The 25871-nt window shown below is 70.1% G+C and carries 22 protein-coding genes; 12 read left to right on the top strand and 10 right to left on the bottom strand.

Translation table 11 applies throughout. The features are described from left to right. The first annotated feature begins 58 nt into the window (after window positions 1-58). A complete protein-coding gene (locus tag SGA01_RS33740) occupies window positions 59-1807 on the top strand; it encodes a methyltransferase (RefSeq protein WP_141301482.1) in 1749 nt (582 codons plus the stop codon). Between the two features lie 24 nt (window positions 1808-1831). Here the strand turns inward: SGA01_RS33740 and SGA01_RS33735 are convergent, their stop codons facing one another. Both SGA01_RS33735 and SGA01_RS33730 read right to left on the bottom strand, forming a co-directional pair. Next, window positions 1832-2959, bottom strand: coding sequence for a sensor histidine kinase (locus tag SGA01_RS33735; RefSeq protein WP_141301480.1), 1128 nt, complete (start codon window positions 2957-2959; stop codon window positions 1832-1834). Next, window positions 2956-3612, bottom strand: coding sequence for a response regulator transcription factor (locus tag SGA01_RS33730; protein ID WP_141301477.1), 657 nt, complete (start codon window positions 3610-3612; stop codon window positions 2956-2958). Before SGA01_RS33730 ends, SGA01_RS33735 begins: the two co-directional genes overlap by 4 nt. A 123-nt stretch (window positions 3613-3735) precedes the next feature. Between SGA01_RS33730 and metG the strand changes: the two genes are divergently transcribed. Beyond that, a complete protein-coding gene (gene metG, locus SGA01_RS33725) occupies window positions 3736-5343 on the top strand; it encodes a methionine--tRNA ligase (protein WP_141301475.1) in 1608 nt (535 codons plus the stop codon). 66 nt (window positions 5344-5409) lie between these two features. Here the strand turns inward: metG and SGA01_RS33720 are convergent, their stop codons facing one another. Further along, complete coding sequence (locus SGA01_RS33720) at window positions 5410-5763, bottom strand: DoxX family protein (RefSeq protein WP_229918484.1); 354 nt, start codon at window positions 5761-5763, stop codon at window positions 5410-5412. Between the two features lie 135 nt (window positions 5764-5898). After that, window positions 5899-6570: a DUF4097 family beta strand repeat-containing protein gene (locus SGA01_RS33715; RefSeq protein WP_141301473.1), complete on the bottom strand. Its 672-nt coding sequence runs from the start codon at window positions 6568-6570 to the stop codon at window positions 5899-5901. A 247-nt stretch (window positions 6571-6817) separates the two neighbouring features. Between SGA01_RS33715 and SGA01_RS33710 the strand changes: the two genes are divergently transcribed. After that, window positions 6818-7699 carry an alpha/beta fold hydrolase gene (locus SGA01_RS33710; RefSeq protein WP_141301471.1) on the top strand — a complete coding sequence of 294 codons (882 nt, stop codon included), beginning with the start codon at window positions 6818-6820 and terminating at the stop codon, window positions 7697-7699. A gap of 19 nt (window positions 7700-7718) precedes the next feature. On the opposite strand, the gene SGA01_RS33705 is transcribed toward SGA01_RS33710, so the two are convergent. Together SGA01_RS33705 and SGA01_RS33700 are read right to left on the bottom strand one after the other, a co-directional pair. After that, window positions 7719-7928 carry a DUF397 domain-containing protein gene (locus tag SGA01_RS33705; protein WP_141301469.1) on the bottom strand — a complete coding sequence of 70 codons (210 nt, stop codon included), beginning with the start codon at window positions 7926-7928 and terminating at the stop codon, window positions 7719-7721. Continuing rightward, window positions 7925-8800, bottom strand: coding sequence for a helix-turn-helix domain-containing protein (locus SGA01_RS33700; protein WP_141301467.1), 876 nt, complete (start codon window positions 8798-8800; stop codon window positions 7925-7927). Before SGA01_RS33700 ends, SGA01_RS33705 begins: the two co-directional genes overlap by 4 nt. Before the next feature lie 141 nt (window positions 8801-8941). On the opposite strand from SGA01_RS33700, the gene SGA01_RS33695 reads away from it, so the two are divergent. From SGA01_RS33695 to SGA01_RS33670, 6 genes are all read left to right on the top strand, one after another. Then, window positions 8942-9373, top strand: a complete 432-nt coding sequence (locus tag SGA01_RS33695; protein WP_141301465.1) for an ATP-binding protein — start codon at window positions 8942-8944, stop codon at window positions 9371-9373. 290 nt (window positions 9374-9663) lie between these two features. Beyond that, window positions 9664-10524 carry a helix-turn-helix domain-containing protein gene (locus tag SGA01_RS33690; RefSeq protein ID WP_174867603.1) on the top strand — a complete coding sequence of 287 codons (861 nt, stop codon included), beginning with the start codon at window positions 9664-9666 and terminating at the stop codon, window positions 10522-10524. 56 nt (window positions 10525-10580) lie between these two features. Continuing rightward, window positions 10581-11129 carry an SseB family protein gene (locus SGA01_RS33685; protein ID WP_229918483.1) on the top strand — a complete coding sequence of 183 codons (549 nt, stop codon included), beginning with the start codon at window positions 10581-10583 and terminating at the stop codon, window positions 11127-11129. Then, entirely contained in the window at window positions 11110-11757 is a 648-nt protein-coding gene (locus SGA01_RS33680) for a hypothetical protein (RefSeq protein ID WP_141301461.1), read from the top strand. Before SGA01_RS33685 ends, SGA01_RS33680 begins: the two co-directional genes overlap by 20 nt. Then, complete coding sequence (locus SGA01_RS33675) at window positions 11757-16448, top strand: putative T7SS-secreted protein (protein ID WP_141301459.1); 4692 nt, start codon at window positions 11757-11759, stop codon at window positions 16446-16448. Before SGA01_RS33680 ends, SGA01_RS33675 begins: the two co-directional genes overlap by 1 nt. Continuing rightward, window positions 16435-16731 carry a hypothetical protein gene (locus tag SGA01_RS33670; protein ID WP_141301457.1) on the top strand — a complete coding sequence of 99 codons (297 nt, stop codon included), beginning with the start codon at window positions 16435-16437 and terminating at the stop codon, window positions 16729-16731. Before SGA01_RS33675 ends, SGA01_RS33670 begins: the two co-directional genes overlap by 14 nt. 377 nt (window positions 16732-17108) lie before the next feature. On the opposite strand, the gene aspS is transcribed toward SGA01_RS33670, so the two are convergent. Continuing rightward, window positions 17109-18935 carry an aspartate--tRNA ligase gene (aspS, locus tag SGA01_RS33665; RefSeq protein WP_055642532.1) on the bottom strand — a complete coding sequence of 609 codons (1827 nt, stop codon included), beginning with the start codon at window positions 18933-18935 and terminating at the stop codon, window positions 17109-17111. 171 nt (window positions 18936-19106) lie between these two features. On the opposite strand from aspS, the gene SGA01_RS33660 reads away from it, so the two are divergent. The 3 genes from SGA01_RS33660 (at window position 19107) to SGA01_RS33650 (ending at window position 22838) form a co-directional block, all read left to right on the top strand. Next, window positions 19107-21230: a SpoIIE family protein phosphatase gene (locus SGA01_RS33660; RefSeq protein ID WP_141301455.1), complete on the top strand. Its 2124-nt coding sequence runs from the start codon at window positions 19107-19109 to the stop codon at window positions 21228-21230. A gap of 34 nt (window positions 21231-21264) precedes the next feature. Further along, on the top strand, window positions 21265-21852 hold the full coding sequence (locus tag SGA01_RS33655; protein WP_055642530.1) for a pyridoxamine 5'-phosphate oxidase family protein: 588 nt from the start codon (window positions 21265-21267) through the stop codon (window positions 21850-21852). A gap of 170 nt (window positions 21853-22022) precedes the next feature. Then, entirely contained in the window at window positions 22023-22838 is an 816-nt protein-coding gene (locus tag SGA01_RS33650; protein ID WP_141301453.1) for an MBL fold metallo-hydrolase, read from the top strand. A 48-nt stretch (window positions 22839-22886) separates the two neighbouring features. Here SGA01_RS33650 and SGA01_RS33645 read toward each other — a convergent pair whose 3' ends face one another. From SGA01_RS33645 to SGA01_RS33635, 3 genes are all read right to left on the bottom strand, one after another. Further along, a complete protein-coding gene (locus SGA01_RS33645) occupies window positions 22887-23969 on the bottom strand; it encodes an AI-2E family transporter (protein WP_141301451.1) in 1083 nt (360 codons plus the stop codon). Between the two features lie 178 nt (window positions 23970-24147). Further along, window positions 24148-25110, bottom strand: a complete 963-nt coding sequence (locus SGA01_RS33640) for a pirin family protein (RefSeq protein ID WP_055642527.1) — start codon at window positions 25108-25110, stop codon at window positions 24148-24150. 125 nt (window positions 25111-25235) lie between these two features. Beyond that, entirely contained in the window at window positions 25236-25757 is a 522-nt protein-coding gene (locus SGA01_RS33635) for an SseB family protein (RefSeq protein ID WP_141301450.1), read from the bottom strand. Between the last annotated feature and the right edge of the window lie 114 nt (window positions 25758-25871).

The raw sequence follows: 25871 nt of genomic DNA, 5'->3' as shown, positions 1-25871 counted from the left end.
CCGAGGCTCTCTCCTCCCTGCCCGAACTCACCTGTCCCCTCCCCGAAGGATGCCCCCCATGGCGACCACCACCCCGCCTCCTGCCACCATCCCGACCCCCGCCGCCGGCCACCCGAAAAAACCCGCCGCGGACGGCCCCGGCGATGTCGCACGACTGCGTGACGCCGCCGGCTTCGTCCGGGAGCAGGAGACCTCCGACCTGCTGGCGCGCGTGCTGCCCGGGCTCGACGGGCCCGAGTTGCGGGCGATGACCGAGCGGTGCCGGTTCGCGCACGCCGCTCTGCTCGTCTTCCCTCCCGACGAGCGGACCCTGCGGGCGGAGCTGGCCGCCTCCGGGCTGTCCGCGGACGGCCTGGCGCAGCCGAGCGTGGTGGTACGGGAGCGGCTGGCGGCACGGCACGGGCTGGGGGCCGGGGAGCTGGACGTGCGGATCCTCCGGCCGGCGGTACCCGGGCCGGACGGCGAGGAGCGGGCGGTGGAGGTGTTCGCGCTGACCGTCCCGGAAGGTTCGGAGCTCGCGGCCGTCGCCGCCGAGGAGCGGACGGTGGACCGGGAGGCGCATCTGGCCTTCGACGTCGAGCGGCCGGACCCCCTGGTGCTGCGCGGGCTGCGGGCGGGCTTCCTCCGGCACGGGGCGGTGGCGGACGGGGGCGGGTACAACCCGCACGAGGACGGGACCGTCTTCTACTTCGCCGCACCCGACGAGACGAAGACGCCCTACCGGCGGGTGGAGCTGTACGCGCGGGGTGACCACAGGGACGTGCTGGCGGAGCACCTCGACGGCCCCCGGGCGTCGCATCCGGCGGAAACGCTGCTTCGTCTGCTGTCGGGCGCCTGGACGACGCAGGCGCTGGCGGCGTGCGCGGAGCTGCGGCTGCCGGAGGCGATGAGCACGAGCACCGCGCGGGGGGCCGAGGAGCTGGCGCGGGCGGTGGGGGCGCGGCCGGAGAACCTGGCGACGCTGCTGCGGTACCTGGCGATGGTGGGTGTGGTGGCGGAGGAGCCCCGCGAGCGGGGCACGTTCCGGCTGACGGAGGCGGGGCTGCTGCTGCGCGAGGACGCCAGGGCGTCGATGCGGCCGCTGGCGCTGATGTACGGGGGGCCGTTCTACGAGTCCTTCGCGCGGCTCGCCCACACCGTGCGGACGGGGGAGCCGGGGTTCGAGGACCGCTACGGCGAGAACCACTTCGACCACTTCGCGCGCGATCCGGAGCTGGCCGCCCGGTTCGACCGGTCCATGGCGGCGAGCGCCCCGATGTTCGACCCGCTGCCGGCGCACCCGGTCGTCACGGCCGCGGCCGCCGCTCCCGGCGGACGTACCGTCGTCGACATCGCCGGCGGCACCGGGGAACTGCTCGGCCGTCTGCTCGCCGCGCACCCGTCCCTGCGGGGGGTCCTCCTCGAACGGGCCCATGTGGTCGAGGCGGCGCGGGGCCGGCTCGGGGCGGTCGCGGAGCGGTGCGACTTCGTGACCGGTGACTTCGCGGACGTACCGGCGGACGGGGACGTGTACGTCCTCTCCCGGGTCCTGCACGACTGGGACGACGAGCAGTGCCGGACGATCCTGCGCCACTGCGCGGCGGCGATGCCGCCGGGGGCGGACCTGCTGATCGTGGAGCGGCTGCTGCCCGCGGACTCCTCGCCGTCGCTGGCGACCGCGTGGGACCTCCACATGATGTGCAACACGGGAGGCCGGGAGCGCACGGCCGCCGCGTACGCCCTGCTGCTCGCCGACGCCGGCCTCGAACTCGTCGGCCACAGCCCGCTCCCCCTGGAGGCCCACGTACTGCACGCCCGCCGACGGTGAGTCGAGAAAACTAGGTCGAGAAAGCTAGGGGGTGGCGGGGCCCGGCAGGGTCACCGTCACCACCAGACCGCCGCCCTCCGCCGCGTCCCGCGCGACCGCTCGTACGGTCCCGCCGTGGGCCGCGGCGATCGACCGTACGAGGGAGAGGCCGAGCCCCGCGCCGGGCCCCGTACGGTCCCGTCCCTCGCCCCGCCGGAAGGGTTCGAAGAGCCCGTCGACGTCCTGGGCGGGGACGACCGGCCCGGTGTTGGTGACGGTCAGGACGCCACCGTCCACCCGGACGTCGACCTTGCCCCCGGGCACGTTGTAGGCGACGGCGTTCGCGACGAGGTTGCGTACGAGCTGCGCGAGCAGCACCCGGCTGCCCCGCACGACCCCACCACCGGCCACCACGACCACGACCACGTCCACCTCCCCACCCACGTCCCCGCACTCCTCCGCGACGACCTCTCCGAGCGGCACGTCCTCCCGTTCGGAGAGCCCCCGCTCGCTGCGGGCGAGCAGCAGCAGACCGTCGATGAGCCGTTCGCTGCGCCGGTTCGCGTCGAGCAGCACGTCCCGTACGTCGCAGTCGTCGTCGAGGCCGACCTGGATGGCGACGCGCTGGGTGGCGAGGGGAGTGCGCAGTTCGTGGGAGGCGTTGGCGATGAAGCGGCGCTGGCTGTCGAAGGCCGCCTCCAGGCGTCCGAGCAGGGCGTCGAAGGTGTCGCCGAGTTCCTTGAGCTCGTCGTCGGGCCCGCTGACGGCGATCCGCCCCCAGACGCCGTCGGGGGCGCCGCCCACGTGCGGGGTGTGTTCGGAGAGGTCGCGGGCGCGGGCGGTCATCTCGTGGACGGGCCGCAGGACGCGCCCCGCGGTCCACCAGCCCACGACGACGGCGCAGCAGGCGGTCGCGAGCAGGGCGAGGCAGGACCACATGAGCATCTGTTCGCCGGCCGCGAGCCTGATGTCGTCGCCCAGCCGGTCCGCCTCCACGACCGCGACGCCGTCGGCGCGGGACACGATCGCGTCGGTCGCCCAGGCCGTCCCGGCGAGGACGAGCAGGTTCACCACGAGCAGCAGCACCGCGCCGAGGACCAGGAAGGCACCCCCGTAGACGAGCGCGATCCGGGTCCGGATGGTGGAGCCGGCACCGAGCAGACCCTCGTTCACAGCCGGTACCCCACTCCTTGCACGGTCCGGATGAGCCCCGGCTCGCCCAGCTTGGCCCGCAGCTTGCTCATGCAGACCCGTACGGCCCCGGTGAAGGGGTCGGCGTGGGCGTCCCAGGCGCGGTCGAGGAGCTCCTCGGCGGAGACGGTCGCCCCGTCGGCCTCCAGGAGGATCTGGAGGACGGAGAACTCCTTCGGGGAGAGGTCCAGGTCCCGCCCGTCGCGGGCGGCGGTCCGCCGGACGGCGTCGAGGCGGAGCCCGTACCGCTCCAGGAGCGGGGGGAGCGCGGGCCGGGCGGGGCGCCGCCGCAGGGCCCGGACGCGGGAGACGAGCTCGGGGAACTCGAAGGGCTTGCCGAGGTAGTCGTCGGCGCCGAGGTCGAGGCCTCCGACGCGGTCCTCGACGGCCGTGGCGGCGGTCAGCATGAGGATCCGGGTCGGCGATCCTGCGGCGACGAGCCGCCGGGCGACCTCGTCGCCGTGGACGCGGGGCAGGTCGCGGTCGAGGACGAGGACGTCGTACGGATGGAGGTCGAGGAGGTCCAGGGCCTCGTCGCCGCCGTGGGCGGTGTCGACGGCGAATCCGGCCCGGCGGAGGCCGACGGCGACGAGCCGGGCGAGGTCCCGCTCGTCCTCGGCGACGAGTACACGCATGCCGTCCATCTTCCCCACCGCGCACCCCGCGCCCGCCACCGGCCCGGTCTCCGGGCGGCCACCGCCCCGGCCCGGGTTTTATGGATGTGAGTGGATCTTCGTACGACCGTTAGGATTTCGACCATGGCGGCCACTGGATCCGAGAAGCAGGGGGCGAAGGCGTTCTACGTCACGACCCCCATTTACTACGTCAACGACGCTCCTCACCTGGGCCACGCCTACACGACCGTCGCAGGCGACGTGCTCACGCGCTGGCACCGTCAGCGCGGCGAGAAGGTGTGGTTCCTCACCGGCACGGACGAGCACGGTCAGAAGATCATGCGCACGGCCGAGGCGAACGACGTCACGCCCCAGGCCTGGTGCGACAAGCTCGTGGAAGAGGCGTGGAAGCCCCTCTGGGAGCACCTGAACATCGCGAACGACGACTTCATCCGCACCACGCAGAAGCGTCACACCGACCGCGTGCAGGAGTTCGTGCAGGACCTGTACGACAAGGACGAGATCTACAAGGGCGGGTACGAAGGCCCGTACTGCGTGGGCTGTGAGGAGTACAAGCTCCCCGGCGACCTCATCGAGGCGGAGGACGGCACCAAGCTGTGCGCCGTCCACAAGAAGCCGGTGGAGATCCTCAAGGAGGAGAACTACTTCTTCAAGCTGAGCGAGTACGGCCCGAAGCTCCTGGAGTTCTACGAGGCGAACCCGGGCTTCATCCAGCCGGAGTCGGCCCGCAACGAGGTCGTGAACTTCGTCAAGCAGGGCCTGGAGGACCTCTCCATCTCGCGCTCGACCTTCGACTGGGGCGTCCCGGTGCCGTGGGACGAGAAGCACGTCATCTACGTGTGGATCGACGCGCTCCTGAACTACGCGACGGCCGTCGGCTACAACGAGAACCCGGAGAAGTTCGAAGAGACCTTCCCGGCGAACGTCCACCTCATCGGCAAGGACATCCTGCGCTTCCACGCGGTGATCTGGCCGGCGATGCTGATGGCGCAGGGACTGCCGGTCCCCGGCCGGGTCGCGGCCAACGGCTGGCTGATGGTCGGCGGCGAGAAGATGTCGAAGTCGAACCTGACCGGTATCAAGCCGCAGGACCTGACCTCGCACTTCGGCGTGGACGCGTACCGCTGGTACTTCCTGCGGGCGATCGCGTTCGGCCAGGACGGTTCGTTCTCGTGGGAGGACTTCACCGCCCGGTACACGTCCGAGCTGGCGAACGACTACGGCAACCTCGCCTCGCGCGTGGCGGCGATGGTCGGCAAGTACTTCGGCGGCGAGCTGCCGGCCTCGGCGGCCGACGGTGACGCGGAGAAGGCGATCCAGGACGGTCTGGCCAAGGCGGTCGCGACGGCCGACGCGAAGATCGGCGAGGAGCTGGACTTCCAGGCCGGCATCCTGGCGATCTTCGACTTCGTGAAGCAGGTCAACGGCTACATCACGGAGCAGGAGCCCTGGAAGGTCGCGAAGGACGAGTCCGAGGAGGGCAAGGCCCGCCTCGCGACCATCCTCTACACGGCCGCCGAGTCGCTCCGCGCCGTCGCCGTCCTCCTCAACCCGATCATGCCGGAGACCTCGCAGGCGCTGTGGGACTCGCTGGGCGCCGAGGCGTCCCTGGGCGCGCTGGCCGCGCAGCCGGTCCAGTCCTCCGCGACGTGGGGCCGGCTCCCGGCGGGCGCGACGGTGACGAAGGGTGCGGTGCTGTTCCCGCGCCTGGAGGAGCCGAAGAAGGACTGACGTCGTCTGACGTACGGCAAAGGCCGCCACCCCTGCTCACGGGGGTGGCGGCCTTTCCCTTGCGGGTCACCAGGTCAGAGCGAGGGCGGCGACGGCGGGGGCCATGTAGACGAGCGGGAAGGGCACGTGTCCGTACGAACGGGCGCGGACGATCGTGATCACGGCACCCGCGAAGTACAGGATCAGCCCGATCGCGGCGAGGGTCCCGATGACCGGCACGAAGAACCCGACGACGAGCCCGGCGGCCCCGGCGGCCTTGGCGGCCCCGAGCCGGTTCCACCAGGACTGCGGCACGCCGTACTGGGCGAGGGGCTCGACGACGAACGCGGCCCTGAAGAAGATCGCCGCGGCGGAGAACCCGGCCATGAAGGCGGCGACGGCGGTGACGACGACTGCGGTGGTGGACATCTCGGTGAACATCGCGACGGCTCCTTCAGCCTCTCCCGTGTCCGCCTCGACCGAGCCGGACACAGCACTGACGGAGCCCGAACGGGATGTGTGACAGGCCGCGCGATGTCTTTCCCGGATCGCCCGGCCTGACGGTCCGGGGCGGGGTCAGAGGGTGCGGGCGGTGATGTCGCCGTAGGCGGTGGTGGCGTGGATGTTCAGGCCGGCGGTGGCGCCCTCGCTGTTCTGGAGGGTGTTGGTGATCCGGCCCAGGCCGGTGCCGGCGTCGAGGGTGGCGGAGACACCGCGGCCGGCACCGATCGAGATGTCGCCGGCCTGGGTGCTCAGCGCGACGGTCCCGCGCAGGGCCTCGGCGATCCGGAGGTCACCCTTCTGCGTGCTGATCTCCGCCGGGCCGCCCAGGCGTCCGACCGCGATGTCGCCGGCCTGGAGGGTCAGACGCGCGGCGGCGGTCTCGTCGAGCTTGACCGCGCCCTGCGCGCCCTCGAAGGTCACGTCACCCAGCCGTCCGACACTCCGGAAGTCGGCGGCGGCCGTCTTCGCCTCGACACGGGAACCGGCCGGCAGCTGGACGGTGACCTCGACTGCCCCGGAGTTGCCCAGGATCCGGCTCTTGGCCTCGGCGGCCTCGATCCGCAGGACACCGTCGGCGTAGGCGACGGAGACCCGCTCGGCCGCCTTCACGTCGTTGCTGTTCCCGGCGTTCGCGGGGAGGACCTCGACGTTGGTGTCGGCGCGGTCGGCGGCGATGAAGCGGATGTGGCCGGCCGGGACGTCCAGGACGACGGCGATCGGGGCGGTGGTGGCGAAGTTCTGCATGATGTTCTCCTGAGGCGATTCCTTGTTTCCGACAACGCAAACGCTACGGCGCATTCACTCGCCACGCAACACACCCGTTGCATCCCATCTACATACTCCCAGCTCAGCGCACACATTTCGTTGCAACGACCTTGAATCGCGATGCAACACCCACACACCATCCGTTGCATTGAATTGAAGGTGAACGCACAGCGGACGCACCGGATATCCGGGGACGCGCCCTGGCCGGCCATGACAGGCTCCCTGTATGCCGATCACTGCCGTGTCCCCCGAGGTGTCCATCGCGTACGAGAGCTTCGGCGACCCCGGGGACCCACCCGTCCTGCTCGTGATGGGTTTCGGTGCGCAGATGCTCGCCTGGCACGAGGACTTCTGCCGGGCGCTGGCGGATCGCGGCCGCTACGTGATCCGCTACGACAACCGTGACTGCGGGCTGTCCACCAAGTTCGACGATCACCCCGTCGACGTGGCCGAGTTCATCGCCACCGTCAGCGCGGGCGACATTCCCGCCGCCCTCGCAATGGCCCCCTACCGGCTTCACGACATGGCCGACGACGGCCTCGCCCTGCTCACCGCGCTCGGCATCGAACGCGCCCACGTGGTCGGCAGCTCGATGGGCGGAATGATCGCCCAGACGATGGCCCTCTCCTCCCCGGAGCGGGTACTGAGCCTGACGTCGTTGATGTCCTCGACCGGCGAGAACGCATACGGCCGGTCCAGCCCGGAGGCGCAGGCGGTCATGGCCACCCCGAAGCCCGCGGACCGCGACGGATACGTCGCGGCGGCGGAGCGGGAACTGGTGTGGGCCTCCCGCCGCTACGGCGACGGCGCAGCACTGCGGGAGCTGGCCGCCGCAAGCTACGACCGCTCGTACCACCCGGCGGGACTCGGCCGACAGCTCGCCGCGATGATCCTCAGCGGTTCACGCGCGGAGGCCCTGCGCGAACTGCGGGTCCCGACGCTGGTGATCCACGGCCTGGACGACACACTGATCGACCCCAGCGGCGGAAGGCGCACGGCGGAGCTCGTGCCGGGTGCCGAACTCCTGCTGGTCCCCGACATGGGCCACGACCGCCCCCGAGAACTCTGGCCGGAGCTCATCGACGCCGTGGTGACCCACACCGGTTGAGCCCACGGCCCCGTGTAGGTCAGTGGCGGACGGCGTACGAGACGAAGCCCGCCCAGGCGGCGGGCGTCAGCGCGAGCTGGGGACCGCCGAGGTTCTTGGAGTCGCGGACGTGAACGGTGGCGGGGGTGGTGGCGACCTCGATGCAGGAATCGCCCTCGTTGCCGTCGCTGTAGCTGCTCTTGAACCACGCCAGTTCGGAGGCGTCCCCGGTAGAGGACTTGCGGATCATGTCTCTCCCAGCAGTTGCTCAATGAAGGCCAGCGACTCCCGGGGCGGGAGAGCCTGAGCCCGGATCGTGCCATACCGCAGCTCAAGGATGTGTACCTGCCTCGGGTCCGTGACGGGACGACCGTTGAACGCACCGTCGGAGCGTCCCGTCGCAGTGCCGTCCACGAACTTCAGCAGCTCGATCTTGCCGTCCAGACCGGGATGGACCTCTACGTGCGTCGGCATCACCTGAAGCGTGACGTTACGCAACCGGCCCACCTCCAGAAGACGTTCGAGCTGTCCTCGCCACACCATTGTGCCTCCCAGCGGCCGTCGCAGCAGTGCCTCTTCCAGCACGAAGCCGAGCGAAGGCGCCGGGTCCCGCTCGAAGACGGACTGCCGGGCCACCCGAGCAGCCACCAGCCGCTCCACCTCGGCCTGCGGGTAGGGAGGTTGCCGTGACTCGAATGCGGCACGAGCATGTTCCGGCGTCTGCAACAACCCACTGATGCTGTTGCATACGTACGCACCGATCTCTACGGCCTTCGCCTCGACGTCCGCCAGATCCCGCACCTTCTTCGGGTAGCGGACCTTCGCCACGTCCTCCTTCATGGCCGAGAGCAGACCCCTCGCCCCCAACACCTCGTCCGCCTTGTCCAGGAACTCAGGTCGCGGGATCCGCTTCCCGCTCTCGATCTTGTAGATGAGGTCCTCGCCATACCCGGTGGCCGCCCCGAGCTCGGCGGCACGCATCCCCACCGCCTCCCTCCGCAGCCTCAACTGCCGCCCCACAGTGGCAACTACGGCCACACCCCAGTCGTCGTCCGGGTCGACCTCCCACCCCGGCTCGTCCGCCTCGGTCTTGAGCCGCTGCGCCCCACCGTCCACCGACATACCCGCACCCTTCCCTCGCCCCTTCGTAGCGCCGGGAGGGCTCCGGACAGCCCGGACAGCAGTGGACAAGCTCCGGACAGTCACCCTACGCATCGACGTCGTCACTGTTCACGCTAGTCGGCGACGACGAGGCTCGACGCTGTGAACCAGAAGAACGCGGATCAACTCCACTCACCCACACGCCACTTCAGCATCCTGCTGTCCCCCACGCCACGCGGGGCCCGACTCGCGCGCCTACTCGCCGCCGAGTGGATGCGGGATCACGAGGTGCCGTACGGCGTGACGGAGGCGGCCACCCAAGTCGTCGCCGAACTCGCCACGAACGCGGCGACGCACGGCCGAATCGCCGGCCGAAGCTTCCGACTGGCGCTCGTCACCCACGACGACGTCCTGCGCATCGAGGTGACGGACACACGAGGCGAGAACCTCCCACGCCTCCAACCCACCTACCCCGAGGGCGACTCCGGACGCGGGCTGCTCCTCGTCGAGGCGCTGGCAGACCGGTGGGGTGTCGGGCTCGGTCCCGTACCGAGGAAGACCGTATGGGCAGAACTCGACCTGCCACGCCCCTGACCTGCGAAGAAGATGCATCCACCGAACCCCGGAAATGCGGGCTTCGGTGAGGCGGACGGTCTCCCAAAGGACGACCACAGAGAGAAAGAACCCGGACCAAGCCCCGCCCCTCCCGCCCCGGGCACACGCTCACTCATGAGGGTGAAGAACCCCAACTCGGCTGGATTCCACCCGGGTTGCCTGCTTTACGCTCAGCTCGGCTGGCATATGACCGCAGACACACGTCGGCCCCCGCCGGGACGGCAATCCCAATGCGAGGGCCTGACCACGAGGAAGAAGAAGCCTTCCCGATGGGTACCCAAAACACTAGCGTGCGCCCGCACGCCCAGTCCCGTAACGACGGGAAAAACCACTCCTCCAGGAGTACTCGCAGGCGCTACGGCGGCGTCGTCCACGACAACGCCCGCCACACCACCCGCTTCACGGTGGTCGGCAACCACCTGGCTCAGCACGAGGACCTGTCTCTCGTCGCCATCGGGCTGGCCGTCCACATCCAGTCGCTCCCGACCGGCGCCCAGGTCGACATCGACACCCTCGCCGACCGCTTCCCCGAGGGAAGGACCCGGATCGCCAACGCCCTGCGCGAGCTGGAGGCCCACGGCTACCTGCGGCGCACCCGGGTACGCACGGACGGGGGCCGGATGGTCACCCGTACGGTCTCCTGCAACCAGCCGGGCCGGGCAGCCGGCGAGGACGAACCAAGCCCGCCCCAGCCCCGGCGGGCCCCGGACAAACCACCCCGCCGCCGAGCCCTCCCCGCCGTACCGCAGCCCGCCTACCCCGCCCCGGATCTCCTCCAGACGGCCCTAAAGGTCCTCTCCGGCCTCCGCCGCGAGGACGCCCGACTCCTGATCTCCGCCACGGACGCGGAGCACCTCGTCCCGGGCGTCGCGGCCTGGCTGGAGCGCGACCTCACCCCCGAGGCCGTCCACCGCGCCCTGACGACGAACCTCCCGCAGGACCCCCTCCACCGCCCGGCCGCACTCCTGGCCCACCGCCTGACGGCCCAGCTCCCACCCCTGCCACCCTTCCACCGGCCGACCAGACACCCCCTCCAGAACTGCGACACCTGCGACCGCGCCTACCGGGGCCCCGAACCGGGTACCTGCGGAACGTGTACGCCCGCAGGAGACGCGACCTGCCCGACCTGACGGGTTCGCACCCCAGTTCGTTGCTCATGTGAACGGCCGCATGACAGCATGCGTGAGTGAAGGACAACGGGGACGACATACCCACGCCTCACCAGGTGTCGAGGCTCGCCGAGTTGGCGGATGCACCGGTCGAGCGAGCCACATCGACTCCGCTGGCTCCGCCCAATCCGCCGACTCCGCCTGCTCCACCTGCTCCACCGAAACCGGCCGATGACGTCGCGGTGGCTCGACGGGAGTTTGCGCGTTTGCTGGGGGAGTTCCGGCGTACGGCGGTCCTGGTGCCGTTCGACGAGGCCGGGAGCCTGTGGACGGCCGACTTCAACGGGGTCCGGTGGATCTGCGCGTTCTCGGACGACGAGGCGCTGGCGCGGTTCGCTGTCGCGCGGGGGGACGCGGGGCGGGAGTGGGCGTACCGGACGGTTCTGGGTGCGCGGCTCCTCGACGTGATGGTGCCGATGCTGCCCGGTCCTGGCGGGGTCGCTCTGGACGCGGGCAGCGCGGACGGGATGGTGTTCCCGCCGGTGGCTGGGATCGTCCCGGACGAGGTGGCGGTGGACATCGGGGAAACAGGGGGACGGGGACACGATGAGCGGGAACGAGCCTGACCTCGCGGCGCCGGCGGCGGCGCTCGCGGCGATAGCGAAGGGCATCGACCTGGCCCATGCCGAGCTGAAGGAGCTCGGCATGACCGGCGAGGCCTCGACGGGGCGCGGGTTCTCCGATCTCGCCCTGTCGGGCCTTGAGTTGGGGCATGGGGGCCTGACCTCGGCGTTCGAGGCCTTCTGCGAGCGGTGGGAGTGGGGTGTCCGTGCGCTGACCCAGCAGGGGAACGGGTTCGCGCTGGCGGTCGGCCTGTCCGCGGGCTCGTTCGCGGAGCAGGAGCAGTACATCAAGGACTCGATCAAGATCGGTGTGAACTCCCTCAACGGCAACCCGCACCTGTCCGAGGACGAGGTCAAGAAGATGAGCTGGGAGACCGTCCGCGACCAGCAGAGGTGGGACGACGCCGACTGGAGTCCGGAGTCGTTCTCCGAGGCCCACAGGGACGTCAAGCAGGACTGGAAGAACACGGCGTACGACGTCGAGGACTCGATGCTCGACGGGCTGGAGCGCTCGGGCGTGCTGGACTCCGAGCGGCGGGACGCGATGGACGAGGCACTCAAGGACAAGCTCGATCCCGACCAGGCCACCATCGAGCAGGCCGAGCAGCCGCGTTGGGGGGAGAACCGCTGATGGTGGACTGGGGCGGGCTGGTCGACAAGGGCATCGACAAGGTCGGTGACGCCGTCGACAGGGGCAAGCAGGGCCTCGGCGAGGGCATCGACTACGTCACCGACAAGACCGGCCAGGGCCTGGAGAGCCTGGGCGCGCGCGACTGGGCGGACGCGGTCGAGGACTGGGGTGACGGGGCCGCCTCCTCGCTCGGCGCGGAGGTCGGGGAACAGCAGCTCGGGCAGACCGAGGACGCCGACGAGCTCGTACACGGCAAGCCCGAGAAGATCGCCGCGGCAGTGAAGAACCTGCGGGACTTCCAGCGGGCGTTCGACCTGGTCGGCAGCGGTATGAGACAGCTGGACTCGGGTCACTGGAAGGGCGAGGCGGCCGAGGCGTTCCGGGAGAAGTTCCGGACCCTGCCGACCGACTGGCTGCACGCGGCCGACGCGATGGAGAACGCGGCCAAGGCGCTGGAGTCGTACTCCCAGGCGGTCGTGAGCGCGCAGGGCAAGGCGCGGGAGGCGATAGCCCTGTTCAAGGAGGGCGACCAGGACTCCAAAGCGGCGGTCGTCACGTACAACAAGAAGGTCGATGCCTACAACGCGGCCCGCACCGGAGACAGCCCGCTGCCCGATCCCGGGACCTTCTCCGACCCCGGCACGGCCAAGCGTCAGCGCGCCCAGGAGATCCTGAACGACGCGCGGAAGGCCCGCAACGAGGCCGGGGAGACCGCGAAAGCGGCGGTCGGCGCCGCGCTCGCCCACGCGCCGAAGATGCCGACGGGCCGCGAGAGGGCCATGCTCGAGCTGACGGACTACAGCCTGGGGACGAGCTTCGAGCTGGCCCACGTCGGCGGTGGTGTCGTCAAGGGCACGGCGGGGCTCATCAACTTCGTCCGCTCGGTCAACCCGGTCGACGCGTACAACCTGACCCACCCGGCGGATTACTACAAGGGCGTCAGCATGACGCTCTCGGGTCTCGTGTCCACCGTGGCGAACCCGGACAGGGCACTGAAGAACGCCTGGGACGCGGCGAAGGGCGACCCGTCGGAGTTCATCGGCCGGCTGCTCCCCGAACTGCTCGGCACGAAGGGCGCGGGCGCCCTCCGCACCGGCCTCCGCGTCGGCCTGAACGGCACCAAGCACCTGCCCGACGGAAAGAAGCCGGACGGCAGCCGAGAGGACCAGGAGAAGAACCCGCCCAGCACGTGCAAGACGGGCAAAGAGACGCGGTGCGAGCGGGATCCCATCGACATCGCCACGGGCCGGATGCTGCTGCCGCAGACCGACATCGCCCTGCCCGGCTCGCTTCCTCTCGTCTTCCGGCGCGGCTTCGACTCCTCGCGGCGCTCGGGGCGCTGGTTCGGCCCCACGTGGTCGTCGACGGTGGACCAGAGGCTGGAGATCGACGCGGAAGGCGTCGTCTTCAGCTGTGACGAGGGCAGCCTCCTCGCGTATCCCCACCCTGCTCCCGGGGTCCCGGTCATGCCCACCCACGGCCGGCAGTGGCCGCTGGACCGGGTCGAGGACGGCTACACGATCACCGACCCCGACACCGGCACGGTCAGGCACTTCACCGACCATGGCGACGGGCTCGCACTCCTGGTCCAGATCGACGACCGCAACGGCCGCTGGATCGCCTTCGAGTACGACGAGGGGGCCGCTCCGACGTCGATCGTCCACCACGGCGGCTACCACCTGAAGCTCACGACGAGCGAAGGCCGGGTGACGGCCCTCCACCTCGCGGGGGCGACGGGAGAAGGCTCCGACCAGGAGATCCTGCGCTACGGCTACACGGACGGCCATCTGACCGAGGTCACCGGCTCCTCCGACCGCCCCCTGCGATTCGGCTGCGACGAACAAGGCCGCATCACCTCATGGACCGACACCAACGGCAGCCGCTTCGACTACGTCTACGACGACCAGGACCGCTGCACCTACCAGTCGGGCACGAACGGACACCTCGAAACCACCTTCACCTGGGACGACGTCGACCCGGCGACCGGGCTCCGCGTCACCACCCTCACCGACGGCCTGGGGAACACCTCGCGCCACCTGATCAACGAGCGCGCCCAGGTCGTCGCCGAGATCGACGCACTGGGCGCGGTCACCCGCTTCGCGTACGACCGCCACCACCGCCTGCTGTCGCGGACGGACCCGCTGGGCCACGAGAGCCGCTCCGTCCACGACGAGCAGGGCCGAGTGACGGAGATCGAACGCCCTGACGGAAGGCGGGGGCGGGCGGAGTACGACGACCTCGGCCTCCCTGTCCGCATCGTCGGCACGGACGGCAACGTCACCCTCCAGACCTTCGACGAGCGCGGCAACCGCACGTCGGTGACGGACCCTTCCGGGACCAGGACGGAGTTCGCGTACGACGAGTCGGGCCGGCTCACGTCGGTGACGGGCCCGCAAGGCGCCACCACCCGCCTGGTCCTGGACGACCGCGGCCTGCCCACCGAAATCACCGATCCGCTGGGCGCTACCACCCGCTACGAACACGACGCCTTCGGCCGTACGACCCGGATCACCGACCCCCTGGGCGCGACCACCCGCCTGGAGTGGACGGTCGAGGGCCGGCCGTCCCGGCGGACCGCGCCCGACGGCACGGTGGAGTCCTGGATGTACGACGGCGAGGGCAACTGCCTCAGCCACACGGACGCGGGCGGCAGTACGACCCACTTCACGTACACCGACTTCGACCTGCTGACGTCCCGCACGGGCCCTGACGGCGTCCGCTACGAGTTCTCCCATGACACGAACCTGCGCCTGACGCGGGTGATCGACCCGCAAGGCCTGACGTGGGACTACGCCTACGACCCGGCGGGCCGACTGGTCACGGAGACGGACTTCGACGGCCGGACGCTGAGCTACGCGTACGACGCGGCGGCCCGTCTGACGTCCCGCACGAACGGGCTCGGCCAGACGGTCCGGTTCGACCGTGACGACCTGGGCCGGATCGTCCGCAAGGACGCCGAAGGGGCCGTCAGCACGTACGAGTTCGACGTCTTCGACCAACTGGCGACGGCGACGAGCCCGGACGCGACGCTGGAACGCCTTCGGGACCGCTACGGCCGCCTCGTCTCCGAGACGGTCAACGGCCGCACGCTCTCCTTCACCCACGACACGGTGGGGCGGCGAACGGGCAGGACGACGCCGGGCGGTGCGACGAGCACGTGGTCGTACGACGCGGCGGGCCGCCGTACGGAACTGACGTCCTCGGGCCGGACGCTGGCCTTCACCTACGACGCCGTCGGCCGTGAGACGACGCGGCACATAGGCGACTTCGCGGCTGTGACCTCGTCGTTCGACCCGATGGGGCGCCTCGCGGCGCAGCAGGTCACGGGCGGCTCGGGGCACAGGCTCCAGCACCGCGCGTACACGTACCGCGCGGACGGCGGTCTCGTCGGCATCACCGACGAACTCTCCGGCGCCCGCAGCTACGACCTGGACGCAACGGGCCGCGTCACGGCGGTCCACGCCCGCGACTGGACAGAGCAGTACGCCTACGACGAGGCCGGCAACCAAACACAAGCGTCCTGGCCGTCCACCCACCCGTCCCACTCGGCAACGGGCACACGCGCCTACCAAGGCACCCGGATCTCCCACGCGGGGTCCGTCCGCTACGAACACGACGCCCAGGGCCGCATCGTCCTGCGCCAGAAGACCCGCCTCTCCCGCAAGCCGGACACCTGGCGCTACGAATGGGACGCGGAAGACCGCCTCACCGCGGTGACGACCCCGGACGGCACGGTCTGGCGATACACGTACGACCCCCTGGGCCGTCGAATATCCAAACAATCGCCTTCCGAAACGGTCCACTTCACCTGGGACGGCACCACCCTCTGCGAACAGACGACAGCCGCGATCACCCTGACCTGGGACCACGCGGGCCTACGCCCCCTGGCCCAGACGGAACGCCGCACGGACCCGGACTCCACGGACGACCGCTTCTTCGCCATCGTCACGGACCTGATCGGCACCCCGACGGAGCTGGTCGACGAATCAGGCGAACTGGCCTGGCACACGCGCACGACCCTCTGGGGCACCACCACCTGGAACAAGTCGGCCACGGCCTACACCCCCCTCCGCTTCCCGGGCCAGTACTTCGACCCGGAATCCGGCCTCCACTACAACCACTTCCGCTACTACGACCCGGAATCGGCCCGCTATCTTTCTCAGGACCCTCTGGGCCTGGCTCCGGCGGATAACCCAGCGACGTATGTCTACAATCCCCACACGTGGAGCGACCCGCTAGGGCTGGGGCCGTGCCCGGACGAAGAGCACCTCTTCCGCGGCACGACCTCAGGATTCGGCGCGAGCGACGGTACGGCGGCATCAGGGTTCACCCCCACGTCGACCGACCCCGGTGTCGCAACGGCATTCGCTCGACACTCGGAGCAGTACGGCGACGCCGTGGTGCACCTCATACCGCGAAGCGCCTTGGACGGGATTCCCACGGAACGCGGATTCATTCCACCAGAGGCAGAGGTCGCCGTAGGGCTCCCTGCAGGCGAACTCGCCAGACGCGCCGGAGCGACGATCCCCTCAAGTGTCGCGAGAGACATACTCGCAGGAATGGACATCCACATCCCAAAGATCAACAGTTACGGTGACATCACTGACGCGCTCAGATTCGACATACCAAAGCTGACCACCGACCAGGTGGCCAGATTCATCCAGGAGGCATATAGACATGCCGGACAATAGCAGGCTACAGATCTACTCGATCGAGCAGGAAAACACCCATGGCGGCGTCTGCATCGTCCGCTGTATCGGTGGCATCGCGCGAGTCGGACAGATGTTTCTCGTAGAGGGGGAAGAATCAGGACGTTCCGGCAGCCGATTCACCCTGGATCAAATTGATCGATACAATCGCCAGGTGGACTTCTTCGACCCCCCGCACAACGCCAGAGTGCACCTGTCCGGCCGCCCGTTCGCCGGCCTGAATGAGGGGTCCGTACTGGTTTCGATCAACGAGGAAATGTCGTAGCACACCGAGATGCTCCCGTTGCACGAAAACGGGGTACTCAATCGCATATCGACATTCCCGCAGTTTGGGGACTTTTGAAATTCACCGACTACTTCGAGTGGAATTGGAATGCTTTTTACGATCGCCTTCGCAACCTCCAGTGACTTTCGCCGGATCACCATGTCCTGACCATCGAATCCGCCGAGAGTGCCCTTCCCGAGGGCGTGACGCTCAGCAGGCTCTCGGTTGCCCTGTCGTGTGACAAGGGGGCCGCACCCGGCCTCGCGAGTCGTCTTCGAGGGCTCCAGGAGCGAATCGGCTGAACTCCGCCGCGGATACCGAAGGGGCCCGGAACCGTCGTACGGTTCCGGGCCCCTTCAGTGACAGAACGTCAGTGCTTACCGCGCCGCGTCCGGGTGGACCGCGTCCGTCACCGGGCGGTCTTCGGCCGGCTTCGGGGCGGCCTTCTCGACCGGCTTGCGGAGCTGGATGTTCAGCTCGCGCAGGCGGGTCTCGTCCAGCTCGGTCGGGGCGCCCATCAGGAGGTCCTGGGCGTTGCCGTTGAGCGGGAAGGCGATCGTCTCGCGGATGTTGGGCTCGTCCGCGAGGAGCATGACGATGCGGTCGACGCCCGGGGCGATGCCGCCGTGCGGCGGGGCGCCGTACTCGAAGGCGCGGAGCATGCCCGCGAACTCGTGCTCGACCGTCTCGCGCGAGTAGCCCGCGATCTCGAAGGCCTTGAACATGATCTCGGGCTCGTGGTTACGGATCGCGCCCGAGGACAGCTCGATGCCGTTGCAGACGATGTCGTACTGCCAGCCGAGGACGTCCAGCGGGTCCTGGGTCTCCAGGGCCTCGATGCCGCCCTGCGGCATGGAGAACGGGTTGTGCGAGAAGTCGATCTTGCCGGTCTCCTCGTCCCGCTCGTACATCGGGAAGTCCACGATCCACGCGAAGCGGAAGACGTTCTCCTCGAACTGGCCGGCGCGCTTGGCGGCCTCGACCCGGACCGGGCCCATGATCTTGGAGACCTCGTCGAACTCGCCCGCGCCGAAGAAGATCGCGTGGCCCGGCTCCAGGCCGAGGCGCTCGGTGAGGACCTTGATGTTCTCCTCGGTCAGGAACTTGGCGATCGGGCCCGTAAGAGCGTTGCCCTCGCCTACGCGGACCCAGGCCAGGCCCTTCGCGCCGAGGGAGACCGCGAAGTCGCCGAGCGCGTCGAAGAACTTGCGGGGCTGGTCGCCCGTGTTCGGGACGGCGAGCGCGCGGACGTGCTTGCCGGCGAAGGCCTTGAACTCGGACGCCTCGAAGACGTCGGAGATGTCGACGAGTTCGAGGGCCGTGCGCAGGTCGGGCTTGTCGTTGCCGTACTTGAGCATCGACTCGCGGAAGGGGATGCGGGGGAACGGCGAGGTGACGTGGCGGCCGCCGCCGAACTCCTCGAAGATCTCCGTCATCAGCTTCTCGATCGGCTGGAAGACGTCTTCCTGCTCGACGAAGCTCATCTCGACGTCGAGCTGGTAGAACTCGCCCGGCGAGCGGTCCGCGCGGGCGTCCTCGTCGCGGAAGCAGGGCGCGATCTGGAAGTAGCGGTCGAAGCCGGAGATCATCAGCAGCTGCTTGAACTGCTGGGGCGCCTGCGGCAGCGCGTAGAACTTGCCCGGGTTCAGACGGGACGGGACGACGAAGTCGCGGGCGCCCTCGGGGGAGGTCGCGGCGAGGATCGGGGTCGCCATCTCGTTGAAGCCGAGGGCCACCATCTTGGAGCGGATGGAGGCGATGACGGCGGAGCGCAGCATGATGTTGCGGTGCATGCGCTCGCGGCGCAGGTCGAGGAAGCGGTACTCCAGGCGCCGCTCCTCGTTCACGCCGTCGTCGGTGTTGACGGTGAAGGGGATCTGCTTGGCCGCGCCCAGGACCTCGACCGTGGCGGCCTCGATCTCGATGTCGCCGGTGGGGAGCTCGGGGTTGACGTTCTCCGCGCCACGCGAGACGACCTTGCCGTCGACGCGGACGACGGTCTCCTTCGTCAGCTTGTCGAGGACCTCGGCCGCGGCGGTGCCGGGGCGGGCGACGAGCTGCGTGATGCCGTAGTGGTCGCGCAGATCGATGAAGAGGATGCCGCCCAGGTCTCGACGATTGTGCAGCCAGCCGCTCAGCCGGACGTCGGTGCCGACGTCAGAGGCGCGGAGCTCGCCGCAGGTGTGGGACCTGTACCGATGCATCGTCGTTCATCCAGTCTTCGGGGTCTTGGGTGATGGGTCGCCACCCTGTGGCCCCTGTCACAGATGTCACAGGACACGCGGGCAGACCCACCCAGAGTACCGGCCGCCCCATGATCCCTTTTCGAATACTCTCAGTGGCGACCTGCTGTCCGATATTCATAAAGTGGGGCAATGCGCACCGAGGACGTCCTGGCCGCGATCGCGACCGGCCTGTGGCGCTGGGACAACGCGTCCGGGATCGTCTCGCTCGACGCCGAGGCGGCCCGGCTGCTCGGGCTGCCCGCCGAGTCGGTGCGGCTCACCGAGGCGGCCGTACGGTCCCGATTTCACCCGGTCGACTGGAACGAGATCGACGGGGTCGTCAACCTGGCCGTCGCGGAAGGCACCCTCGCCGAGGCCCGGCTGCGGATCATGGACGAGCGCGGCCGGGTGATCCGTACCGTACGCAGCAGGTCCAAGCCGCTCATCGAGGGCAACGACTACCAGCTCGTCGGCACCCTCCAGGAGGTCGCCGAGCAGCAGCCCGGGACCGCCGCGCACACCCCGATCACCGGCGACTGGCGCCGCTCCCGCGAGGCCTTCCTGCTCGACGCGGGACGAGCCCTCGCCGAGGCCCGCTCGACGGCCGAGGTGCTGCGGGTGGCGGCCTCCCTGTCCATGCCGGGCTTCTCGCCGGACGGGCTCGCCGTCTTCGGCGTGGCCGGCGACCGGCTGACCGTCATCGGCCACCACGGGCACAGCCAGGGCGACGAGGGACCGTTCTCGTCGATGGGCATGGACACCGACTACCCGGCGGCCGAGGTCGTACGGACCGGGCGCGCGATCTATCTGCCGACACCCGACGAGTACCTGCGCCGCTACCCCATGACCTGGCCGCTCGCCCAGCGCTTCGGCCGCCGCTCCTGGGCCTTCGTGCCGCTCGTCGTCGCCGGGCGCACGATGGGCGCCTGGATGGCCGCCTTCAAGCACCCGGTCGCCTTCACGCCCGACGAGCGCTCGGTGCTCACGACGGTCGCGCGGATGCTCGCGCAGGCCCTCGCGCGCGCCGGCGTGGCCGAGTCGGAGCGCGAGCTGTCGCTCGGGCTCCAGCGGACGATGATGCCGGTCCTCGGACCCGGCATCCCCGGCATCCAGGTCGCCGCACGGTACGTGCCGACCGGCGGCGGGCTGCAGGTCGGCGGCGACTGGTACGACATGATCCGGCTGCCCGGCGGCACCACCCGCACCGGCGGGCGCGGCTCCGGGCGCATCGCCCTGGTCATCGGCGACGTCCAGGGCCATGACGTGCGGGCGGCGGGCCTGATGGGGCAGCTGCGGATCGCCCTGCGCGCGTACGCCTCCGAGGGCCACCGGCCGGACGCGGTGCTCTCGCGCGCCTCGCGCTTCCTGTACGGCGTCACCGACGGCGAGGACACGGAGAACGGCGGCCCGCGCTTCGCGACCTGCCTCTATCTGGAGGTCGACCTGGAGACGGGCACGGTCGACATCGCGCGGGCGGGGCATCCGGACCCGGCGGTACGGATGAACGACGGAACGGTTCTCCTGAGGCCCACGGCCGGCGGCCTGCCGCTCGGCATCGAACCCGACACCGACTACCCCACGACCCGGCTCGCCCTGGAGCCCGGCGAGACCCTGATGATCTGCACCGACGGCCTCCTGGAGACCGGCGGGCACGACCTGGACAGCGGCTGGGACCGGGTCAAGGAGCTCCTGGAGTCCCATGACGGCGAGGACCTGGAGCAGCTCGCCGACACCCTCGTCGAGGCCGTCCACGGCCCCGGCTCGCACCACACGACGGGGCCGCTCGCCGACCGCCGCGAGGACGACATCGCGGTCCTGCTGCTCTCCCGGCGGCCCGCGGGTCCGGCGGTGGAGGCGCCGCGCCGCACCCTGATGACGATCGCCCAGGCGGAGCCGGAGCGGATCGCCGAGGCCCGCGAGCAGCTGCGCCAGCTGCTGCACGACTGGACGGACGAGGACCAGCTCGACTCGGCGGTCCTGATGGTCTCCGAGATGGTCACGAACGTCCTCGTCCACACGGACGGCGACGCGCTCCTGATCGCCGAGGTCGCGTGCGGCGAGCGGTCGCGGCGGCTGCGGGTCGAGGTCTCCGACCAGAGCGACGAGCTGCCGCACAAGCGGCACCCGGGCGAGATGGCGTCGAGCGGCCGCGGTCTGCTGCTGATGGAGATGCTGGCGGACGCGTGGGGCTTTGCCCCGCGGGGCGAGGGCAAGTCGATCTGGTTCGAACTGAACGAGCCGACGGCTGCGGGGCTTCCGGGACTCGGTCGTTAGACAGGCGAAGGATCAAGGAACATAATCCTTAGGCATAGGAAAGACTTACGAACGCATCGACGGCCGCCTGCGCACCTTCATAGAGCAGCAGCCGATCTTCTTCACCGCGACGGCCCCGCTGGACGGCGACGGCACGGTCAACCTCTCCCCCAAGGGCCTCAAGGGCTCCTTCGCGGTGCTCGACGAGCAGCGCATCGCCTACCTCGACTTCGCCGGCAGCACCGCCGAGACCGTCGCGCACCTGCGCGAGAACGGCCGGATCACGGTGATGTGGTGCGCCTTCCAGGGACCGCCCAACATCGTCCGGGTGCACGGCCGGGGCGAGCCCGTCTTCCGTGACGACCCGCGCTTCCCGGAACTGCTCGCGCACTTCCCGGACATCGACCCGAGCCTGCACGGGCTGCGCGCGATCATCGTGGTGACGGCCGAACTCGTCCGCGACTCCTGCGGATACGGGGTGCCCTTCATGTCGTACGACGAGGACCGCGACCTGCACGGCAAGCGCTTCGCGCGCGAGGACGACGCCTCGCTGAGCGCGTACTTCGCCAAGAAGGACCACATCGCGCAGAGCATCGACGGCCTGCCCGGGCTGCCCCTGCCGCTGCCGCCCAGCACCTTCTGACGGCCCTCCCGGGACCTTCCGAGGGACACCCGGGACCTTCTGAGGAACCTCCCGGGACCTTCTGGGGCACCTCCCGGGCAGCCCGCCCGTCCCGGAGCCCGGCGCGCGCGGCCCCGCCGTGCGGCGCAGACTGGTGTCGTACGGCCGCCGGGGGGACCACGGAGCACGCCATGGACACCCACAAGGTCGGCAGCGACACCACCGTGATCGCCGACAGTCTCGAAGCCCCGGGGGTCGGCTACATCCCCGCCAACGCCTTCGTCCTGACCGCCGCCGAACCGGTCGTCGTCGACACCGGCCTCTCCGTCGAGGACCGCGACTTCGTCGCCTCGCTCGGCGAGGTCATGGACCCGGCCGACGTGCGCTGGATCTGGCTCACCCACCCCGACCGCGACCACACGGGCGGGATCTTCGACCTGCTCGACGCCGCCCCGCACGCGCGCGTGATCACCACCTTCGTCGGCGCGGGCATCATGACGACCGAGCGGCCCCTGCCCATGAACCGCGTGTACTTCCTCAACCCGGGCCAGTCCCTCGACGTCGGCGACCGCACCCTGCACGCCTTCCGGCCGCCGCTCTTCGACAACCCCGCGACCGTCGGCTTCTACGACGACAGGACCCGGATCTGCTTCAGCTCCGACTGCTTCGGCGGCCCCATGCCGAGCGTGGAGATCGCGGAGAGCGGGCACGCGAGCGACCTCAAGCCGGAGGAGCTGCGGGGCGCGCAGCTGCTGTGGGCGACGATCGACAGCCCGTGGGTGCACATCGTGGACGCGGAGAAGTACCGGGCGACGATCGCTCCGCTGCGGGAGATGAACCCGGAGATCGTGCTGTGCACGCATCTGCCGCCGGCCGTGCGGATGACCGACCGGATGCTGGAGACGATCGCGCTCGCCCCCGACTCCGACCCGTTCGTGGGACCCGACCAGGTGGCCCTGGAACAGCTGCTCGCCTCCTTCGAGCCGGGCGGGATGGCGGCCGCGTAGGAGGGGCAGGAGGGGCCTCCCTCTCTTCGGGTCCGAGGACTCCGGGGCTCAGGACTCCGGGGCCTCAGGACTGCTCGCCGCGCGGCGCGGCGCCCCGTACCGCGAACGCAGCTCGCCGAGGACGCCGGTCGCGGCGGCCGTCAGCGGTACGGCGAGCAGCATGCCCAGGATGCCCGCGACGGACGCGCCCGCCGTGATCGCGAGCAGGACCGCGGCCGGGTGCATCTGCACGGTCTTGCTCTGGACGAAGGGCTGGAGGACGTTCCCCTCCAGGACCTGGACGGCGAGGACGATGCCGAGCACCCACAGCGCGATGACGAAGCCCCGGTCGGCGAGGGCGACGAGGACGGCGACGGCGCCGGACAGGAAGGCGCCGAGGTACGGGATGTAGGCGGTGACGAAGACGAGCGCGGCGAGTCCCACCGCGCCGGGCACGTCGAGGACGAGCAGTCCGATGCCGATGATGACCCCGTCGACGAGGGCGACGAAGGTCGTGCCGCGCATGTACCCCTCGACGGCCTCGAAGGCCCGGCGGGCCATGGCCTCCACGGTGTCGGCGGTGTCGCGGGGGGCGAGGGAGCGCAGGGCGCCCATGGCCCGGTCGGAGTCCTTCAGGAAGAAGAAGATCAGGAGCAGGGCGAGGACGGCGGTGGCCATCATCTCGGCGACGACGCTGAGCCCGCTGATCACCCCGGAGGCGGCGGTGCCGCCGAACCGCTTGAGGAGCCCCTCGGCGTTCTTGGCGAGGTCGTCGAGGGAGGCCCCGGCCGCTCCGAAGTGCTCGGCGATGTCGGTGGCGGCCTGCCGCAGCGAGGCGACGATCTGGTCGCCGGTCTCGATGAGCGCGAGGACGACGATGTACGTGGCGCCGCCGACGACCGCGACGACGGCGGCGACGGTGAGCGCGGCGGCGAGCGCCTTCCGCACCTTCAGCCGGAGCAGGCGGCGGTAGAGCGGGCGGAGGAGGGCGGTGCCGAGGATCGCGAGGAGGACGGGGGTGACGGCGGTCTGGAAGACGATGCACAGCCAGATGCCGAGGGCGGCGAGCGCCGCGGCCAGCAGCAGGACGACGCACCAGGCGGCGAAGCGACGGGCGGGGTCGGGAAGGAGCGGCGCTCCGGTCGTCTGCACCTGTCCACCGGACCACGCCCGTCGGCGTGTCGTCGCGCGCTGACGGCCGTACGGGTGACACCCCGTCAGCGCCCGTCAGCACGCTCCGCACGCCGCCTTCGCCGCATCCGCTCCGTACGCCGCGGACGGCTCGTACGCGTCGCCCGACCCGTACGCGTCGCCCGACTCGTACCCCTCGTTACTCGCCCATCCCGTGAACCGCCGGGATCGTGCCGAGGCGGCCCGCCTGGAAGTCCTCGAAGGCCTGGCGGAGTTCGGCCTGGGTGTTCATGACGAACGGGCCGTAGTGCGCCATGGGCTCGCGGATCGGCTGTCCGCCGAGGAGCACGACCTCCAGGTCCGGGGTGTGGCCGTCCTGCTTCTCGTCCGCGCGGATCGTGAGCGCGCCGCCCGTGCCGAAGACGGCGGTCTGCCCGGTGTGGACGGGCCGGCGGTCGGCGCCGACGGTGCCGCGGCCGGCCATGACGTACGCGAGGCCGTTGAAGTCCTCGCGCCACGGCAGGCTGATCTCGGCGCCGGGCCGCAGGGTGGCGTGGATCATCGTGATCGGGGTGTGGGTGACACCGGGGCCCTCGTGGCCGTCGAGCTCGCCCGCGATGACGCGGAGCAGCGCACCGCCGTCGGGGGAGGTGAGCAGCTGGACCTGGCCGCCGCGGATGTCCTGGTAGCGGGGGGCCATCATCTTGTCGGCGGCGGGGAGGTTCACCCACAGCTGGAGGCCGTGGAAGAGACCGCCGCTGACGACGAGGGACTCCGGCGGTGCCTCGATATGAAGCAGCCCGCTACCTGCTGTCATCCACTGGGTGTCTCCGTTGGTGATGGTGCCGCCACCGCCGTTGGAGTCCTGGTGGTCGAAGATCCCGTCGATGATGTAGGTGACGGTCTCGAAGCCTCGGTGGGGGTGCCAGGGCGTGCCCTTGGGCTCGCCGGGGGCGTACTCCACCTCGCCCATCTGGTCCATCATGATGAACGGGTCGAGGTACTGGTAGTTGATTCCGGCGAAGGCCCGGCGGACCGGGAAACCCTCGCCCTCGAAGCCCTGCGGGGCCGTGGTGACGGCGAGCACGGGGCGGGAGACGGCATCGGCCGGGGCGGCGACGCGCGGCAGGGTGAGCGGGTTCTCGACAGTCACAGCGGGCATGACCGGACCTCCTTGGGTGCGACCTTGTACATCCACTTTAGTTGAACAATGAACTTCTTGCCACCAGGAACGCGGAACGCCCGGGAGGAATTCCTCCCGGGCGCCCCCACACGTACCAGCGTCGGTCAGCCGTACATCCTGCGCATCGCGTAGTCGACCATCTGCTCCACGGCCTTGGCGTCGAAGACCATGCGGTGGTCGCCCTCCATGTCGAGGACGAAGCCGTAGCCGGTCGGCAGCAGGTCGATCACCTCGGCGCCGGTGATGACGAAGTACTTCGACTCCTTGCCCGCGTACCGCCGCAGCTCCTTGAGCGTGGTGAACATCGGGATCACCGGCTGCTGGGTGTTGTGCAGGGCCAGGAAGCCGGGGTTGTCGCCGCGCGGGCAGTAGACCTTCGACGTCGCGAAGATCTGCTGGAAGTCCTCGGGGGCGAGGGTCCCGGTCGTGAAGGCGCGGACGGCGTCGGCGAGAGACGGAGGCGAGGGCTCCGGATAGAGCGGGGCCTGCTGCTGCTGCGCGTACCCGCCGCCCTGCATGCCGCCCTGCATCCCACCCTGCATGTCGGCCTGCGGCTGGGCGTACTGCTGCTGGGGCGGTGGCGCGTACTGCTGCTGGGCACCCGGATTCTGCTCGTAGCCGTACATGGGGCCCAGCCTATCGAGCACGCCACCCCCACAGGGACAGCGATTGACGTCACAGATGACCGGATAGGGGTTGCTTCTTATTACCGGTGGGTAGCATCATCGGAGAGAGCGTGT

Source organism: Streptomyces gardneri (assembly GCF_006539185.1).
In the GTDB taxonomy this organism is placed as follows: Bacteria; Actinomycetota; Actinomycetes; order Streptomycetales; family Streptomycetaceae; genus Streptomyces; species Streptomyces gardneri.
Note: the sequence above shows the minus strand (reverse complement) of the source record. Positions and strands in the feature narration are given on the sequence as shown.

Bases quoted from the DNA above. Each gene is read 5' to 3' on its own strand.
- SGA01_RS33740 (WP_141301482.1), top strand. From the start codon at position 59: ATGGCGACCACCACCCCGCCTCCTGCCACCATCCCGACCCCCGCCGCC.
- SGA01_RS33730 (WP_141301477.1), bottom strand. From the start codon at position 3,612: ATGCGTGTACTCGTCGCCGAGGACGAGCGGGACCTCGCCCGGCTCGTC.
- metG (WP_141301475.1), top strand. From the start codon at position 3,736: ATGGCGGCCACTGGATCCGAGAAGCAGGGGGCGAAGGCGTTCTACGTC.
- SGA01_RS33720 (WP_229918484.1), bottom strand. From the start codon at position 5,763: ATGTTCACCGAGATGTCCACCACCGCAGTCGTCGTCACCGCCGTCGCC.
- SGA01_RS33715 (WP_141301473.1), bottom strand. From the start codon at position 6,570: ATGCAGAACTTCGCCACCACCGCCCCGATCGCCGTCGTCCTGGACGTC.
- SGA01_RS33710 (WP_141301471.1), top strand. From the start codon at position 6,818: ATGCCGATCACTGCCGTGTCCCCCGAGGTGTCCATCGCGTACGAGAGC.
- SGA01_RS33705 (WP_141301469.1), bottom strand. From the start codon at position 7,928: ATGATCCGCAAGTCCTCTACCGGGGACGCCTCCGAACTGGCGTGGTTC.
- SGA01_RS33700 (WP_141301467.1), bottom strand. From the start codon at position 8,800: ATGTCGGTGGACGGTGGGGCGCAGCGGCTCAAGACCGAGGCGGACGAG.
- SGA01_RS33690 (WP_174867603.1), top strand. From the start codon at position 9,664: ATGGGTACCCAAAACACTAGCGTGCGCCCGCACGCCCAGTCCCGTAAC.
- SGA01_RS33680 (WP_141301461.1), top strand. From the start codon at position 11,110: ATGAGCGGGAACGAGCCTGACCTCGCGGCGCCGGCGGCGGCGCTCGCG.
- SGA01_RS33675 (WP_141301459.1), top strand. From the start codon at position 11,757: ATGGTGGACTGGGGCGGGCTGGTCGACAAGGGCATCGACAAGGTCGGT.
- SGA01_RS33670 (WP_141301457.1), top strand. From the start codon at position 16,435: ATGCCGGACAATAGCAGGCTACAGATCTACTCGATCGAGCAGGAAAAC.
- aspS (WP_055642532.1), bottom strand. From the start codon at position 18,935: ATGCATCGGTACAGGTCCCACACCTGCGGCGAGCTCCGCGCCTCTGAC.
- SGA01_RS33660 (WP_141301455.1), top strand. From the start codon at position 19,107: ATGCGCACCGAGGACGTCCTGGCCGCGATCGCGACCGGCCTGTGGCGC.
- SGA01_RS33650 (WP_141301453.1), top strand. From the start codon at position 22,023: ATGGACACCCACAAGGTCGGCAGCGACACCACCGTGATCGCCGACAGT.
- SGA01_RS33640 (WP_055642527.1), bottom strand. From the start codon at position 25,110: ATGCCCGCTGTGACTGTCGAGAACCCGCTCACCCTGCCGCGCGTCGCC.
- SGA01_RS33635 (WP_141301450.1), bottom strand. From the start codon at position 25,757: ATGTACGGCTACGAGCAGAATCCGGGTGCCCAGCAGCAGTACGCGCCA.